We start from the raw sequence: 14,346 nt of genomic DNA on the forward strand, positions 1-14,346 counted from the left end.
CCAGCTCACCGGGGAGGTTGTATTCCAGATCCGTAGTCGAACCGGTGGGCTGCTCAGACGTCATGGGACGGACGATTACTGGTCGTATGGTGTGAAACGTTCCCTCATTGTGCCGATCTGGGTAGATCATGCGGGCGCTCGGCATTCGCGAGTCGCGTCATCGTGCTCGATCGTATACATCGGTACAAGGAGGCTGCTCAGCGATAAAGAAGACCGCCGTCGATCAGAGGTGCCTGACCGGTCACGTAATCCGAATCAGGACCGGCAAGATACGATACGAACGCGGCTACGTCCTCCGGCGTCTGGGCTCTTCCGAGCGCAATGCCGCCGACAAATTTCTGGTAGGTCTCGCCCTTCGCAGCGCCGGTCAGTTCGGCGAAACGCTCGTCGATGGTCACCCACATGTCGGTACCGACAACTCCGGGGCAGTACGCGTTCACGGTGATCCCGTACGCCGCATATTCTTTGGCTGCAGCCTGCGTCAAGGCGCGAACCGCAAACTTCGTTGCACTATAGACACCGAGCATCGCGAAACCATCATGTCCAGCGATCGAGGACGCGTTGATGATCTTGCCTTTACGCCCCTCCGACTTGAATCTTTCTGCTGCAGCCTGGATCCCCCACAGTACGCCATCAACATTGACCGCCCAGATCTTCTGCAGATCCGCAGGGCGAACATCCGCGATCGGAGCAACCTGCGCGATACCAGCATTATTGACCATAACGTCGAGACCGCCGAGAGTTTCGTGCACATGGTTCACTGCCGCGAACACGGCATTACGGTCGCTGACATCGGCAACGAATGTGGTTTCCTTTCTGCCGATCCCACGAATCTCGGCGGCAACCGACTGCATGTTGGCCTCGTTCACGTCGACGAGCGCAATATCGTGTCCGTCCCGGGCTAGGCGCAGTGCGATGCCGCGGCCGATTCCCTGTCCGCCTCCTGTGACGAGTGCGACGGTCATGTTGGTCCTTCCTGAGATTCGGCAGTTGCCTTTATCCGGCTGCTCATGCGGAGCGTTCTCGAAGCCGTGGTTACGTGCCGCCCGACTGACACTGTGCCTGTCGGCCGCACGCCGTGAGTGTGGCTCGGCGAGGATGGAGATGGCCGAGGGGAAGCTGTGAACGTCAGTACCTGAGATGCACTCGCTGCGGTTTCCGGCTCGCTGAGTGTCGGCCGGCGTCGCCGGGCACCGCCATCTTTCGCCGGCGATAGTGCAGCTGTGTGCATCGATGCCTCCTGATGTCCTCCTGAGGTCTCCGCGATGGTGCAAGTATTCCTATCGGAGGTGGGGGAAGGAGTACAGAGTTGCACAGCGTTGCATCCGTACGGCGGCAGTTGAGCAGCCATCGTCGCCCAGTAATGGAATGGGCCGTGACGTCTCCAACGGCCTGAGCGTCGACTGTGACTCGGGAGAACCGTCCGGTTGCCTGATCGCGGTTCGGCGTACTCGGCGCTCTTGTCCGATTCGACGTGTGGGGTTCACGTGCACACATCGCTCGGTCACCTACTGGGAAGGTCAGTTCGTTGTGCGTACCTCGAGAGACGGTCTTGGTGAAGAAGTGAAGCAGCCCTACCGAGCACAGGGGATGCTGCGGTAGGGCTGCGGCCACCGCGCAGAGGGGGGCGGTGATTTCTCGGGCCGGTGACAGGGATTCGCCGACCCGGGGTACGAGGTTACTGCAGAATCCAATCATCGGAAAGCCCAGTGGGGGTGATGATTCTGCGCTTCGTTCTCGAGGCGCCGGTCTGCACAGGTACAGACGTGCAGATACGCGAGGACTGGAGGAGCACGCGGGGGCGATCTCCTGCAAGGCCGTGAGGGGATCGATGCAAGCGGACGTGTCGAGGCATTGGTAATGAGACGGTTTCAGCGCGGCGCGCGGGTTTCACGTCGAGTGCTGCGACGTGTCTTCAAATTCGCGGCACTTGTCCATGGCTTCTGTCGAGCCTCATGCACCCCCGCGGGGTAACAACTTGGATATCGGTTGCAACGCGCTGCAACTCTTTCAGAATGTGTCGTGAGTCACTACTACTTGAGGTATGAAAGCTGCTGTCTACTACGGACCCAACAAACTGGAAATCGCTGACGTTCCTGAACCGCAACCTGGACCGGGCACGGTCAAGGTGAAGGTAGGTTTCAACGGAATTTGTGGTACTGACCTGCATGAATACTATGCAGGCCCGATCTTCGTCCCGACCGAGCCGCATCCGCTGACCGGTCGGGAACTGCCGCTGACGATGGGCCATGAGTTCGCCGGGACCATCATTGAGGTCGGCGCGGGCGTCACCGGCTATGTCCCAGGCGACCGAGTGGCGATCGAGCCGATCTACCGATGCGGGCGCTGTGCGCCCTGTCGGGCCGGAACGTACAACGTGTGTCAGCAGATCGGCTTCCATGGCCTGATGTCCGACGGCGGTATGGCGGAGTACACCATCGTGCCGGTCAATATGTTGCATCGACTGCCCGACAACGTCTCACTCGAACTCGGTGCACTGGTCGAGCCGATGGCAGTCGCGTATCACGCTGCGGCACTCGGTGACGTCGGGCCCGGCGACACGGCGATAATCTTCGGCGCCGGGCCCATTGGTATCGGACTGTGGTTCGCGCTGCGAGGCATGGGGCTCGAGTCGGTATTTGTCGCGGAACCGTCGCCGACTCGCCGCACTGCAATCGAGGCGTTGGGCGCCCATACCCTTGACCCGACCCAGGTTGACGTGTCTGCGTTCGTCACCGACGTCACGGGCGGCCGTGGAGCAGATGCCGCATTTGACGCAGCGGGTGTGAAGTCGGCAATCGAGGCTGCGACTGCGAGTGTCGGTGCACGGCGACCGACCATCAGCGTCGCCATCTACGAAAAGCCGTTGACCGTACCGCTACTGAACCTGGTAATGAACGAATCTCGGATCCAGGGCTCGCTGTGCTACACATCCACCGACTTCGAAGCCGTTATTGCGTTCATGGCGCAAGGTGTCTACGACACCACAGGGTGGGTCACCACAGTCAGAATCGATGATGTGATCAACGAGGGATTCGAGGCACTGCATGCGGGCCGGAAGATGAAAGTTCTTGTCGACCCCTCCGATGATATGTAGAAGTCGCCGTCCAGAGAGCATTGAAGGAACAGCCGGGAATGGCCCCGGAGGTATCCCCGGGCTTCGTCAACGATCTGTGATGTGTGTTTTGCCGAGCTGGCGCGGGTTGAACCGATGATGTAGGCCCTCGTGAAACGGTAGTTCGGCTGGAACGCAGTCTCCGGCGAGCATGGGACGGTCGGCGACCGCAGCCGCTGACACCCGGACAGACTCAGATAGGGAGTGACGCCCCGCCCGAAAGTTGTGGGGGTGGGGCACTCGGACCCCATTCCGCACATGCGTTCGGACCTGCTACGCAACGAACGCCACCGCGAGTCGTTGCTACGGCGGAGTTCTCGCCGCCGTGGTGCCGTGCGGTCGCGGCGGTAATGATCTGCATGGTGGTCTGGGCAGCCGGTGAACCGCGGGGCGCCGAGGATGGTCTGCATCGACTGGAGCCGAGGAGTGGACCGCCACTGGCCGCGTACGTTGTGGACCTTGCGAATGAAGGCCGCTACGTCGATCGGATCATGCTGCACCTGCACCGATGCAAGCCGTGATTCTTGTGCTGTAGTGGACTGTTCTGTCAAGCGGTGCAGATTTCGTTGCGGATGCAGTGGACAGCATCCTTGTGAGCGGCTGCGATCTCCGGAGTGGCACCGGTTGCTGTGGCCTGGAGTAGGAGTCCTCGATGAACAGCGAGTACGCGGTGGGCCAATGACAGGGCGTTCACGACACTCGCTTGCTCGAGGGCCTGTGCCATCGGGGTGACCCATTCGGTGATGACAGGATCGACGAACCTCTTTCGAAGGTCATTGTCACGCATGGCTGCTGCGTAGATTTCGAAGAACATCGCCATTTGGATGCGACCCTGGGGGGTCGTGGTGTGCGCCCAGGAGAGCTCGAGTCCGTCTGCGATCACGTCGGCTACCACGTTCCGGGGCGGTGCCGTGGCGGCCGTTTTTTGACGTCGTATGCGCGATAACAGTGCACGAGAGGTTTCGAGTTGGTCGGCGAGTACCTCGTCGACAATCTCCGAGATCAGATGCTCTCGGCTTTCGAAGTGGTACAAAAGGTTTCGCGCCGATGTCCCGATTTCGTCTGCGAGCGGGCGGACGGTCAATCCGAACAGTCCTCGTTCTTGCGCATAACGCACGCATGCGGTGAGTAGCTCGTGTCGGCGTGCATCGTCCTTGGGGCGGCCCATGACACGAGTTTATACTACGATCGTTTCATAAAGGATGGAGGACGCCGTGAGACACCCGACGAAGACCGAGATCATGTCCAGCCTCGTCAACAGCTCGCGCAACAAGGCCAAGTCGATGTCGTTCCCCAACAACTTCGACGAGGTGCAGTGGAGCGACCGGGACTTCTACGGATGGATCGATCCGCGTGCATCTCATCGCGCATATCTGGTCACCGACCATCGCAGTGAACTCGTCGCAGTCGAGTTCCGCGTCGCCGCTGTCGACCCGATCCGTACGCGCGGGGTCATGTGCAATCTGTGTCGCTCCATGCGGCGTAGTGGGGAAGCAGCGCTGTTCACCGCACAGAAGGCCGGGCCTGCGGGAAAGGCAGCCAATAGCGTCGGTACCTATATCTGCGTGGACTTCGACTGTTCGCTGTATGTGCGCAACGCAAAGCCGTTGTCGGATCCGCAACCGGAGCGTTCACTGCTCAGTGAGACACGAATCGAGAATCTACGTCGTCGGCTCGACGGTTTCCTCACCCGTATTGTCGGCGCTTCCTCGGCGGGCCGCTGATGGCCGAAGACCGTCGTGGCCGAGCCCGAGGTGTCAACCGAACTGGGATCGATGCGAATTCGCACTCTATCGCGGACACCAATGTGCCCGCGCGACAGTCACGCCGGCGACGAAGGTCGCTGATCCGGTCGATGGCTGCTGGGGTGGGAGTGGTCGTGTCCGTGATCGGAGTCTCGACTGTGCTGGCAGGAGTTGCAGGCGTTTGGGCGTTGCATTCGCTCGGTCCGCAGTTCGGTGTGTATTTGGTGAAACCGTCACCGCAACGCTACGCCGATATCGCGCCGGATCTCATGGAGAAACGGTTACTACGCAGCAGGACCGGAATGGGCGGCGCAGCGCGCAGAAGTCGAGGCGAAAGCCGAAGGCGCCACGAGTATGGGGGAGATACATGCGCCCCTGGCGGCCGCAGTTGAAGCGGCCGGTGGCAAACACTCCTTCCTTCTCGAACCGACGGAAGTCGAACGGTGGTCCGTCTCGGCTCTCGACGAGTTCTCTGCGCCCACCGTCACGACCGCGGATGGCATCACCACTGTGACAGTTCCCGCCGTGGGTGCGGTCTCGGAGGAGATGCAGCGTCACTACGCGCGAACCGCAGCGAGCGGCATCGCCGACGCCGCTGATCAGACCTGTGGGTGGATTATCGACCTGCGGGGGAACACGGGCGGGACGATGTATCCGATGCTTTCGGGTATGACCCCGCTTCTGCCGAACGGTACCGCCATGACGTTCCGCACACGCACCGGGGCGGATACGCCCGTAACTATCTATGAGGACGGTGCCGGAATCGGCAGAACCGCCATCTCGGTCGGTGTCGTGACGAAGATTGCGGATCAACCTGTCGCGGTGCTCCAAGACGCTGAGACGGCATCGAGCGGCGAGGTGGTGCTCGCGTCCTTCCGAGGGCTCGACAACATTCGGTCGTTCGGGACGAACAGCGCGGGATACACCTCTGCGAATTCGGCGCGACCCCTCTTCGATGGAGCGCTCCTCGTGCTTACCGAGAGTCTGTACGTCGACCGCAATGGCATGAGTCTCGCTGAGGTACCAATCCTGCCCGATTACGTCACTTCACCCGAGAATGCCGAAGAGACTGCACGGGCATGGCTGCAGGACCGAGGGTGCAACTGATGGAGGTGGAACGCAGTGCAGGACCCGGTTCGGCAGAGACCTGCCACGACGTTTCTTCGCGACCACTCCGAGTGACGAGCATCGTCCCGTGACGGCAAGAGGAGGGATGTACACCGGTGATGCAGCTGGTTCGGTCTTTATTGTTGTTTCCCTGATCGAAGCTGCTCGTCGCCGGAAGCAGTGATAGGGGCGCGAGGGACGGACTCCACGTCCAGCACACTGAGAAGCATCAACAGGGCGGCCCCGGACGACGAGGGCGATGTCGGCGACATTGCCGACGAACAAACCGCTGTTGTCGATGGAGTCCACGACGTGGCCACGAGCGAAACCGGGCTCTCGTGCGACCCGATCGCCGAGATGGGTCACGGCGCCGCCGAGAAGTAGACCGACGCCTACCGCCCAGCTCGGAGTGCGTACACGCAGGGCCAACACCAGCAGTCCGACGACGGCGATAGCCGCGATCATGGTGAGAACTCACGTGAACTCACTGCCCAGTCCGAATGCTGCACCGGGTTTTACACCAGCTTCCACTGAACGAACTCGCCGACCATCGGCGTGGTTGCGCCCACGATCAGCGTCGTCTCGGCCCACCACGTCGTGAGCTGATCGGCCACCACCAGAGCTGAGGCCAGTACACCGATCGAAGCGGCGTATCGGATCCTCGATCGCGCGTTCACAACAGTAGGCAGGGACGTGGAACTCATACTGCAGATGCTTCCATCCGGTCTGCACCCAGCGCACTACCGTTTGGTACGGCTCCTAGATCGAAGTGGCGGTGTGGCTTTCGGACTGCACAGAAAGAAGGAAGATGTGGTAGTTCCTGCGTCCAGAAGTGAACTCATTTCTGGGATCGAAAAGGCGTTCTCCCGGCTCTGCGATGACCTCGACCGGGTGCCGCCGGAGTCGGTGCGCGAGGCTGTCCTCGAAGGGCACGTCAAGGGCACTTCGATGAGCCCGGCCGATTTGGTGGCGTATCTGATCGGGTGGAATGAACAGGTTTTGACCTGGCACCAACGCCGCGCTGCTGGGTTGCCCGACGAGTTTCCCGCTCAGGGAATCAAGTGGAACGAGCTCGGGCTACTGGCGCAACGCTACTATGCCGAGCATCAGGACGAGTCCTGGGCGAGTCTGCGTCTTCGACTCGCCGATGCAAAGAGAAAGATCATGGAACTGGTCGAGGGTTACTCCGACGAGGAACTCTACGGCTCGCCCTGGTATGGTAAATGGACTATGGGACGTATGATCTCATTGAATACAATCTCACCGTATACAAACGCACGCAACCGAATTCGGCGTTGGCTTCGCGATCTCTGACTGTTATCGACGGTGTCCGGTGATCAGTCGGCGGTGCAGTCGTCCCCCGAACAGTCCGTATCGCCTGTGCCAGGAACGTCGCACAGCGCGCCGAGAATACGGACTACGACGAGCCGTCTCAAGTTCAGGTGTCCCCCATGTTGACGCTCGTGTCAGTGAAGGTCCAGTAAGGCGCGCAGGGCGGCGACGTGATCGGTGAATGCTTGGCGCCCGAGGGGAGTGAGCGCCACTGTCACGCGGCGGCTGGCTCCGTGGCGTTCCACTGGACGTGCACATAACCGGCGTACTGGAGGAGCGTCAACTGTTTGCTCAGAGCGGAGTCGCTGAGATGGAGAGTGTCGCGTAGGTAAACGAATTCGGTCCATTCGGTAGGTGCGAGCAGGGACATCAGGGACAGGCGCGGGGGAGCGTGGATCAGCTCGTTGAATCCGTCCGGCTGCACGACGGGGGGTTCATGCAGGACGTCCCGGCCGGATGGAGCGTCGATGGGCCAGCGGTGCCAACGTAAACCAGGTCATCGCGGCGGCCAATCCACCGAGTGATCCGGGCCAGGGGCAGGCCCGCCCGGACGGCGCCTGCTCCGGCGAGAGCGCCGACGGCCAGCACGACGACTCCGGTTGCTGCTTGCGGGGAGGTGCGCACTTCGGTGCGGTTCGGCCGGGCCGGTGCGCCGCCGGTGAGGGTGGCTACTGCCGCCAACAGGCACAGGAGGGCGGCCAGTTGCACGATCGGGCGTAGCGGGACGGTCAGGTCGGTGCTGATACCTACCGCGGTGAACGCCAGTGCGGTGGTGATCAGATAGGACCGGGGCAGTTGGGCCGGTCGGGTCGTAGCGAGAATCTGGCTTCGGCGGGCGTGGATTTCCCGCAACGCGTCAAGGGCTTCGTCACGTTCATGGTTCACGATGGTGCCTGCTTCCTGAGGGCTACCTGCCGGTCGGGAAAGTAGGTTCATTGCGACTTTTCTGTTTGGCAAGTAGTGGCTTGCTTCGCACTGTTGTGTGGCGTGTGGCTCGTGACCTTCCGGGCGCTGGTCTGTGTGTGCTCCAACTGGGCGTTGCGACTCTCATCGAGTACGGACCGCAACGGCCACTTTTTTCACAACAAGCTCTGCTGCCAACTGCTCCTGCAGGGTGCGTCGATGTTCGTCGGGCGCCGGTAGCTCCTGTGTGGTCGGCATGACGGTGCGGACACGACGAGTCGGTGCGCCGCGTCTGCGGCGTCATCACCAAACTGTTCGTAGCCATGGATCTTGCGTTCGGTCGGGGAGGGCCGGTCCAGTCGAGTCGGGAGAGCCGGTAGGCCATCAGTCCCGCGGGAGATACGCACTTGCTGTGCTATCAGTGCCACGGGGGATCGAAGGTAGCTCGGTGGGCCGTAGATCGTGGCTCGTGCGCTTCGGGTCATTCATTCGTGCGCTTCAGGACATGTTCGTTCTCTGCTCGGCCACCTAGTGTTCCACCTCACAGTGATGCGACGGGGTTGCTCAACCGTCATCCAGATTGAACTTTGAAAGGTGGCTGTCGGCATGGCTGGTCTGCAAACAGTGCAAAAGATTGGTCCGGTGCTCGATCTGTTCACAGTTCAGCGTCCGGAATGGGGTGTTTCGGAAGTTGCAGCGGCCATCGACGTGCCCCGGTCGAGTGCTCATGCTTTGCTGGCCAGTCTCGTCGACACCGGGTTGTTGCAGTGCCGGAATCGCGGCCGATACCGGCTCGGCTGGCGCATCGTCGAACTCGGGGAAACGCTCCGCAGCACTGTGGACGTACGTTCTTGTTCCGCTCCTGTGTTGGAGGAGCTGGTCGAGAACTATGGAGAGACGACACACCTGGCCATCATGGAACGCTGGAGTGTCCTCTACGTCGACAAGGTGATCGGTACGCACAACATCACCGTGCAGGGGGCTCGAGTGGGTACCCGGCTCGATGCCCACTCCACAGCTGTGGGCAAGGTCCTGCTCGCGCAACTCGACAAGACTGAATTGCAGCGGTACTTGACAGCGCGTCCATTACGGCGACTAACACCGTCGACGACTACGAGTCCGTATGCCCTCGCCGACGCTCTGGAAATGACTCGCTCAACTGGTGTCGCGGTGGACATGGGCGAGACGGTGTCGGAGGTGCACTGTGTCGCCGCACCGGTTCGTGACGACATGGGTTCGGTGGTGGCTGCAGTGAGCATAAGTGTTCCGGCCACCCGATTCGCTTCGCGGCGAGCTCAACTCGAGCGCGCTGTGATCGCTGCCGCAAACAAGATCACTCGCTCTATTGCCGAGGCGGCGGACATCGTTCCACTCGAATCCCGGAACCACCCATCGCTGGAGCCGGTCGGTAGCTGTCCCCGAGCGTCCTGACATCTGTATCAACCGCACGACACAACCGAGGAACTATGGATATTGCTGTTCAGAAGGCAGCGGATCGTCTGCTCGACGCGTATCGCACCGCCGAGCCGATCGACCCGCTGACACCCGAGTATCCCGACGCGTCCCTAGAAGTGGCATACCGCATCCAGCAGGCGCAGGTAGAGCAGTGGACATCGGCCGGCGATGTCGTCAAGGGACACAAGGTAGGCCTCGCGTCGCGAGCAATTCAGCGACAGATGGGGGTCGACCAGCCCGACTTCGGGCATCTCACCCAGAGCATGTTTCATCTGGAGCACCATCCCATCGCCAGCGGCACATTTCTGCAACCGCGTATCGAACCGGAGATTGCATTCGTCCTTGGTCGTCCACTGGCCGGCCCAGGCGTGACTGCCGCAGAGGCAGCGCGGGCAGTGGATTTCGTCCTGCCTGCGCTGGAGATTGTGGATTCGCGGATCAAGGATTGGAAGATCGGAATTTTCGACACCATCGCCGACAACGCTTCGTCCGGCGGGGTCATACTCGGCAGTTGCCCGGTCTCGTTGGACCAGCTGGATCTGCGTCTGGCTGGCTGTAACCTGCACATCAACGGCGAGCTCGTCGCAACCGGTGCCGGTGGCGCAGTTCTCGGGTCACCGCTCAGTGCGCTGGTGTGGCTGGCCAACACGGTGGGTCCGCTCGGCGTGACCCTCGAGCCGGGGCACGTGGTGCTGCCCGGCTCGATGACCGGTGCGTATCCTGTCGCACCCGGCGATTCCATCGTCGCGACTATCAGTGGGCTCGGCACCGTCACCGCCGTGCTCGGCGGAAAGGACGAACAGTGACCGAGCAACTATGGAGCCCGGCCAAAGTGGCCGATGTTCTTATACGAGCGGAGGATAGCGGCGTCGCGCAGACGTCGATCCTCGCAGAATGGGACGGTCTCGATCTGGCCGCGGCATATGAGGCTCAAGATATTGCGCTGCAAATGCGGATCTCGCGGGGGGAGAAGGTCACCGGTGTCAAACTGGGTGTGACCTCCAAGGCGAAGCAGCGTCAGGTGGGAGTCGACTCGCCGTCGACGGCGTGGTTGACGGACGCGATGATCCTTCCGATCGGTGAGCCGGTGCCCCGGGAGAAGATGATCCACGCGCGTGCCGAACCGGAGATTGCGTTCGTCATGGGACGTCGACTCGAAGGGCCCGGGGTCTCGGCGGCGACTGCGCTCGCGGCGGTCGACCATGTGGTCGGTGCGATCGAAATCATCGACAGCCGGTTCTCGGGTTACAAGTTCTCCATGATGGATGCTGTCGCGGACAACAATTCGTCCGGCCGGTACGTCACCGGTCCCATCAGTGTGCGGCCGGACTCGCTGGACCTCGGTCTCGAAGCCTGCTTGCTCGAAGTGGACGGTGAGATCGTCGATTCGGCGACAGGAGCTGCTGTGCACGGCCATCCGGCGGAGGCGCTGGCTTTCGCGGCGAACACCCTCGCCGAGCGTGGCCTGGCAATCGAGCCGGGCTGGGTGATCCTCACCGGGGGGATGACGGATGCGGTTCCGGTCCGGCCGGGGGCGCGGATCGCTGCTCACTTCACTCATCTCGGTACCGTAAATGTGTCAGGAGGCTGATGATGCCGTTCATCGAGGTGACTATTTCCGCAGGGCGTTCGCCCGAACAGCTCCGCGCACTGATACATGAACTCACCTTTGCCGCCCAGCGGGCCGTGGACGCGCCGTTGAGCAACATTCGGGTGGTGCTGCGTGAAGTTCCGGCTACTCACTTTGCCGCCGGTGATGTGACGATTGCAGAACGATCTCCTGCTCAATGACTTTCGTTTGATTCTCCCGAACGATCTTCGTGTCAATGCAAGCGAGTTGGGACAAGACGATGAGTGCAAGGGACACGTAGACCGGGCTTGGGACGGACTGCCCTGTTCCTTCTCTCGTTCGGGGAGTCGCTATGACGACGGCACGTCGTCGCCGGCAATGCCTTGACCGGGGACAGACGAGCAACGTCGCAGATGGCTGCGGTTGGACGTCGCAGGCGAGATCGTCGGAAATCTACGAGGGAGTCGACGAGATTCAACGCTGGTGCTGGCGCGTTCGATTTGCGGACGCGCCAGCACGCCGGGTAGACGAGATTGCTCAACAGCTTGCCAGCGGTTGCTGAAAACCTTCGCGGGAGTTCGGAAACTGCTATTGGATACACGATGACGGCTACAGGTCAGAACGTGGCGGTCTGGATCACCCGTTGTCGCTGCTGGTGCTGGTGCCGAGTTGCTGCATGCGGAAATGCAGTGGGCTGGTCCCGAAGCGACGTCGGAACGCTCGACTGAAATGCGAGACATCGCGGAAACCTACGCGGACGCTGATGGTAGAGATCGTGGCGTCGGTGCTCAGCAAGAGTTTGCGAGCTCGCTCGAGCCGCTGTTGATTCAGCCATGTGCGTGGTGTCGTGCCTGCTGCGCTGAAAATTTTGTGGATGTACCGCACGGACATTCCCAGTTCGACTGCAAGGTCGCTGATCGAGTAATCGGGGTCTGTCATGTGTCGTTGCATTGCCTGCTGTATGACTCGAAAGTCCTTGTTGTGAACTCGTTTAGTGGTGTTGAACGGAGTTGTGCGTTCACTGATGGCGGATACGAGTAGGTCCATCGCGCACGCGGCAACGGAGGCTGAGGAGTTGGGCGAAAGAAGGGAGTCGTCAGTTGCCATGTCGACGAATAGGCGAGAGACGTATCGGCTGATGCCGCTGCGGCCGGAAAAACCTTCACCGGTAATCTCCGCTACGGCTTCCAGGGGAAGATGTGGCGCAAACACCGCGCGCGGCGCGCGGACGACAATCTGCTCGAACTCGGTCTGGGCGTCGACGATGAACGGCGCCGATGAGTCGAGGATTCCGAACGCCCCGCTTTCGAGCTTTGCGGACCGAGAGTGTTGACCGATGACCGCTGTACCGCTCGTGATCAAGCACAGTAGGTAGTCGTCGTTGGGATCGGACGAGATCATGTTCGGGGTGCGGATTACTGTGTGTGGGTCTGCGCGTACGACACTGACTGTGACGTCGACGAACGGACGCACCGACAGTTCCGCCCCGAACGAGTTCGATATGTCAGGCCAGTCGACGTCGAGTTCGCAGTATGTCGAGTCGAGTGTGTCTATCCACCGCGAACGTACCTCGCTCGATTCGAGCTCGCGTGTGCTGATTACGACCTTGGCGCTGGCCTTGTCGGTGCAATCGGAGTCATTGTTCTGTGCACTGTCGGTCATGTCGCTGCCCACCTCCATATTCTAGTGTTGCAGATCACACCGGCTTCGAATGTAGGAGGTATTCGATCTCCGGAGTCACGCCCACAAGTTCCACGTCCGCACTCGTCCCGAACGGAGTAGATCGTGACCCGCGCTGCTCCGCTTGGGGCGATTGGATCACCTGAATGAGTGACACCGACCGGAACCCCATGACGCTCGACTTCGCCGCGAAGCACCCGTGTCCTACGTCCGCGTAGTCGGCATGCATCTGGTGTCGATCTCGCGAACTGTCTCGACGGAAGAGTCCGCGGTAGTGGGCGCAGGACCGGCTCGACTGTCGGCATGAGCCGCGGAGGTGACCCGGAGTGAATCGGGCCACCTGTGTAGGTCAGCGGTGTTCGGTTCGATAACGGCCAGGGCTGGAACCGTATGCGGCGCGGAATGTGCGGCTGAAATGGGACACATCGCGAAAGCCTGATTGCTCACTCACTTCGGCGACTGTCAGATCGGTGCTCAGGAGGTACTTACGTGCTCGCTCCACCCGTGTGCGGTACAGCCAGGCGCGGGGGGTCGTGCCTTGCTCACGGAAGAGGTTTTGAATGTGTCGCACAGACATCCCCGCTTCTGCAGCGACCCTGGAAAGTGATAAAGCGGGATCGTGTAGCTGTCGCTCGACGATCCGCTGCACTTCGGCCAGATCACGCGCGTGACTGATCTTCGTCGGGTCGGTCTCGGTGGCGCTGTCGGTGAGGGCGGTGACCAGCAGGTCGAGAGCGACGGATGATATCGAGACCGCTGACCTCGTCGGCAGTGTCCGGTCCTGTTCGGCGACGTCGAGGAGGAACCTGCTCACGAGTCGGCCCGTTCCCGAGATCCCACTGATGGGCAGCCCGGTTCCCTGCTCGAGTACTCGCTGGGGTAACCGCGCTTCGAGCAGGGGTCTGGGAGTGTCGATGACGACCTGACGAAAATTCGACTCGGCTTCGAATTCGAACGGGGCGGCGCAGTCCAGTAACGCGAACGATCCCTGCTCGAGAACTCCGCTGCGTCCGTTTTGGGTGACGCGGACGTTACCGTCGGTCACCACCAACACGAGGAAGTCTCCCGCGTCGTCCGAACGCACCATCGCCGGCGAACGGATGACCGAGTGGACGTCCGCGCGCATCGTGCTGACATGCAGTTCTCCGATGGGATGACCGCCCCATTCTGCGATGAACGGTTGGCGTGGATTGGGCCATGCCACGTCCGACTCGCAATAGAGGGTGCCGACTGTGTTCGCCCACAGATTACGGCCTTCCGTGGAGTCGAGTCCTCGCGTATCGAGAGATACCACAGTGGGTTTGGTGGATTTACGCGTGGAGTCACTCCATCGTTCGCGCTCAGTCATGTTTATCGGTACCTCCGGAATCTAGTGTTCCGTGTCACAGGGAGCCGGCTCTGTACGGACCGTCGAGTGCGGAATTGCCTCGGAGCGGCGC

Annotated in this window: 16 protein-coding genes; 8 read left to right on the forward strand and 8 right to left on the reverse strand. The window is 61.3% G+C overall.

The window, feature by feature from the left end:
• Positions 1-197: 197 nt before the first annotated feature.
• Positions 198-965, reverse strand: coding sequence for an acetoin reductase (locus NVV99_RS08905; RefSeq protein ID WP_024102208.1), 768 nt, complete (start codon positions 963-965; stop codon positions 198-200).
• Between the two features lie 1,079 nt (positions 966-2,044).
• On the opposite strand from NVV99_RS08905, the gene NVV99_RS08910 reads away from it, so the two are divergent.
• Positions 2,045-3,097, forward strand: a complete 1,053-nt coding sequence (locus tag NVV99_RS08910; RefSeq protein ID WP_024102207.1) for a 2,3-butanediol dehydrogenase — start codon at positions 2,045-2,047, stop codon at positions 3,095-3,097.
• A 565-nt stretch (positions 3,098-3,662) separates the two neighbouring features.
• Here NVV99_RS08910 and NVV99_RS08915 read toward each other — a convergent pair.
• The gene (locus tag NVV99_RS08915) at positions 3,663-4,283 is read right to left on the reverse strand and encodes a TetR/AcrR family transcriptional regulator (RefSeq protein ID WP_080678505.1); all 621 of its coding nucleotides are present in this window, start codon (positions 4,281-4,283) and stop codon (positions 3,663-3,665) included.
• Positions 4,284-4,329: 46 nt separating this feature from the next.
• Between NVV99_RS08915 and NVV99_RS08920 the strand changes: the two genes are divergently transcribed.
• Together NVV99_RS08920 and NVV99_RS08925 are read left to right on the forward strand one after the other, a co-directional pair.
• Positions 4,330-4,839: an FBP domain-containing protein gene (locus tag NVV99_RS08920; protein ID WP_024102205.1), complete on the forward strand. Its 510-nt coding sequence runs from the start codon at positions 4,330-4,332 to the stop codon at positions 4,837-4,839.
• A gap of 375 nt (positions 4,840-5,214) precedes the next feature.
• The gene (locus NVV99_RS08925; protein ID WP_051424861.1) at positions 5,215-5,967 is read left to right on the forward strand and encodes a S41 family peptidase; all 753 of its coding nucleotides are present in this window, start codon (positions 5,215-5,217) and stop codon (positions 5,965-5,967) included.
• Here the strand turns inward: NVV99_RS08925 and NVV99_RS27255 are convergent.
• Together NVV99_RS27255 and NVV99_RS08930 are read right to left on the reverse strand one after the other, a co-directional pair.
• The gene (locus NVV99_RS27255) at positions 5,908-6,432 is read right to left on the reverse strand and encodes a signal peptidase II (protein ID WP_144376961.1); all 525 of its coding nucleotides are present in this window, start codon (positions 6,430-6,432) and stop codon (positions 5,908-5,910) included. The genes NVV99_RS08925 and NVV99_RS27255 overlap by 60 nt on opposite strands.
• Before the next feature lie 50 nt (positions 6,433-6,482).
• Complete coding sequence (locus tag NVV99_RS08930) at positions 6,483-6,671, reverse strand: hypothetical protein (protein WP_144376960.1); 189 nt, start codon at positions 6,669-6,671, stop codon at positions 6,483-6,485.
• Between the two features lie 73 nt (positions 6,672-6,744).
• Between NVV99_RS08930 and NVV99_RS08935 the strand changes: the two genes are divergently transcribed.
• Complete coding sequence (locus NVV99_RS08935) at positions 6,745-7,281, forward strand: ClbS/DfsB family four-helix bundle protein (protein WP_242411645.1); 537 nt, start codon at positions 6,745-6,747, stop codon at positions 7,279-7,281.
• 232 nt (positions 7,282-7,513) lie between these two features.
• Here NVV99_RS08935 and NVV99_RS08940 read toward each other — a convergent pair whose 3' ends face one another.
• Positions 7,514-7,723 carry a transcriptional regulator gene (locus NVV99_RS08940; protein ID WP_260782816.1) on the reverse strand — a complete coding sequence of 70 codons (210 nt, stop codon included), beginning with the start codon at positions 7,721-7,723 and terminating at the stop codon, positions 7,514-7,516.
• On the reverse strand, positions 7,696-8,184 hold the full coding sequence (locus tag NVV99_RS08945; protein WP_144376959.1) for a hypothetical protein: 489 nt from the start codon (positions 8,182-8,184) through the stop codon (positions 7,696-7,698). The genes NVV99_RS08940 and NVV99_RS08945 overlap by 28 nt, the downstream gene beginning before the upstream one ends.
• 624 nt (positions 8,185-8,808) lie before the next feature.
• On the opposite strand from NVV99_RS08945, the gene NVV99_RS08950 reads away from it, so the two are divergent.
• Genes NVV99_RS08950 through NVV99_RS08965 form a run of 4 tightly spaced genes read left to right on the forward strand, consistent with a single transcriptional unit; the run spans position 8,809 to position 11,448 of the window.
• Positions 8,809-9,633 carry an IclR family transcriptional regulator gene (locus tag NVV99_RS08950; protein WP_024102201.1) on the forward strand — a complete coding sequence of 275 codons (825 nt, stop codon included), beginning with the start codon at positions 8,809-8,811 and terminating at the stop codon, positions 9,631-9,633.
• Between the two features lie 35 nt (positions 9,634-9,668).
• Positions 9,669-10,463 carry a 2-keto-4-pentenoate hydratase gene (locus tag NVV99_RS08955; RefSeq protein ID WP_024102200.1) on the forward strand — a complete coding sequence of 265 codons (795 nt, stop codon included), beginning with the start codon at positions 9,669-9,671 and terminating at the stop codon, positions 10,461-10,463.
• Positions 10,460-11,248, forward strand: a complete 789-nt coding sequence (locus NVV99_RS08960; RefSeq protein ID WP_024102199.1) for a 2-keto-4-pentenoate hydratase — start codon at positions 10,460-10,462, stop codon at positions 11,246-11,248. The genes NVV99_RS08955 and NVV99_RS08960 overlap by 4 nt, the downstream gene beginning before the upstream one ends.
• A gap of 2 nt (positions 11,249-11,250) precedes the next feature.
• On the forward strand, positions 11,251-11,448 hold the full coding sequence (locus tag NVV99_RS08965) for a tautomerase family protein (RefSeq protein WP_006551052.1): 198 nt from the start codon (positions 11,251-11,253) through the stop codon (positions 11,446-11,448).
• Between the two features lie 415 nt (positions 11,449-11,863).
• On the opposite strand, the gene NVV99_RS08970 is transcribed toward NVV99_RS08965, so the two are convergent.
• Both NVV99_RS08970 and NVV99_RS08975 read right to left on the reverse strand, forming a co-directional pair.
• The gene (locus tag NVV99_RS08970) at positions 11,864-12,889 is read right to left on the reverse strand and encodes an AraC family transcriptional regulator (RefSeq protein WP_260782873.1); all 1,026 of its coding nucleotides are present in this window, start codon (positions 12,887-12,889) and stop codon (positions 11,864-11,866) included.
• A gap of 367 nt (positions 12,890-13,256) precedes the next feature.
• Positions 13,257-14,255 (reverse strand): helix-turn-helix domain-containing protein, encoded by a 999-nt coding sequence (locus NVV99_RS08975; protein ID WP_024102196.1) that lies wholly within the window; start codon positions 14,253-14,255, stop codon positions 13,257-13,259.
• Between the last annotated feature and the right edge of the window lie 91 nt (positions 14,256-14,346).

Source organism: Rhodococcus sp. PAE-6 (assembly GCF_025290685.1).
GTDB classification, from domain to species: Bacteria; Actinomycetota; Actinomycetes; order Mycobacteriales; family Mycobacteriaceae; genus Rhodococcus; species Rhodococcus pyridinivorans.

Excerpts from the sequence above, each read along its gene's own strand:
- NVV99_RS08905 (WP_024102208.1), bottom strand. The coding sequence starts at position 965 with ATGACCGTCGCACTCGTCACAGGAGGCGGACAGGGAATCGGCCGCGGC.
- NVV99_RS08910 (WP_024102207.1), top strand. The coding sequence starts at position 2,045 with ATGAAAGCTGCTGTCTACTACGGACCCAACAAACTGGAAATCGCTGAC.
- NVV99_RS08915 (WP_080678505.1), bottom strand. The coding sequence starts at position 4,283 with ATGGGCCGCCCCAAGGACGATGCACGCCGACACGAGCTACTCACCGCA.
- NVV99_RS08925 (WP_051424861.1), top strand. The coding sequence starts at position 5,215 with ATGGGGGAGATACATGCGCCCCTGGCGGCCGCAGTTGAAGCGGCCGGT.
- NVV99_RS27255 (WP_144376961.1), bottom strand. The coding sequence starts at position 6,432 with ATGATCGCGGCTATCGCCGTCGTCGGACTGCTGGTGTTGGCCCTGCGT.
- NVV99_RS08930 (WP_144376960.1), bottom strand. The coding sequence starts at position 6,671 with ATGAGTTCCACGTCCCTGCCTACTGTTGTGAACGCGCGATCGAGGATC.
- NVV99_RS08950 (WP_024102201.1), top strand. The coding sequence starts at position 8,809 with ATGGCTGGTCTGCAAACAGTGCAAAAGATTGGTCCGGTGCTCGATCTG.
- NVV99_RS08955 (WP_024102200.1), top strand. The coding sequence starts at position 9,669 with ATGGATATTGCTGTTCAGAAGGCAGCGGATCGTCTGCTCGACGCGTAT.
- NVV99_RS08965 (WP_006551052.1), top strand. The coding sequence starts at position 11,251 with ATGCCGTTCATCGAGGTGACTATTTCCGCAGGGCGTTCGCCCGAACAG.
- NVV99_RS08970 (WP_260782873.1), bottom strand. The coding sequence starts at position 12,889 with ATGACCGACAGTGCACAGAACAATGACTCCGATTGCACCGACAAGGCC.
- NVV99_RS08975 (WP_024102196.1), bottom strand. The coding sequence starts at position 14,255 with ATGACTGAGCGCGAACGATGGAGTGACTCCACGCGTAAATCCACCAAA.